Origin of the sequence: Cupriavidus basilensis OR16 (assembly GCF_000243095.1) — a bacterium.
GTDB classification, from domain to species: domain Bacteria; phylum Pseudomonadota; class Gammaproteobacteria; order Burkholderiales; family Burkholderiaceae; genus Cupriavidus; species Cupriavidus basilensis_D.
This window is the reverse complement of record NZ_AHJE01000314.1, coordinates 1-492: the sequence shown is the minus strand read 5'-3', so window position 1 is coordinate 492 and position 492 is coordinate 1. Positions and strand designations below refer to the sequence as shown.

At 62.2% G+C, this 492-nt stretch carries 1 pseudogene; it reads left to right on the top strand.

The annotated features are described in order from the left end of the window. A pseudogene (gene aceE, locus OR16_RS38890) lies at nucleotides 1-492 on the top strand (pyruvate dehydrogenase (acetyl-transferring), homodimeric type); the annotation flags it as partial.

Genomic DNA, 492 nt, shown 5'->3' with positions numbered 1-492 from the left:
TACATCTATTACTCGATGTTCGGCATCCAGCGTATCGGCGACCTGTGCTGGGCGGCCGCCGACATGCGTTCGCGCGGCTTCCTGCTGGGCGGCACCTCGGGCCGCACCACGCTCAACGGCGAAGGCCTGCAGCACGAAGACGGCCACTCGCATGTGTTCCATGCCGTGATCCCGAACTGCATCTCGTATGACCCGACCTTCCAGTTCGAGCTGGCGGTGATCATGCAGGATGGCCTGCGCCGCATGTACGCTGAGCAGGAAGACGTCTACTACTACCTGACGGTGATGAACGAGAACTACGAGCACCCGGAAATGCCGGCTGGCGTAGAGGGCGACATCGTCAAGGGCATGTACCAGTTCAGGAAGGGCGTGGAAAACAGCAATGCGCCGCGCGTGCAGTTGCTGGGTTCGGGCACGATCTTCCGCGAGGTGATCGCAGCCGCCGACCTGCTCAAGAAGGACTGGGGCGTCGAATCGGATCGTGTGGGGCTG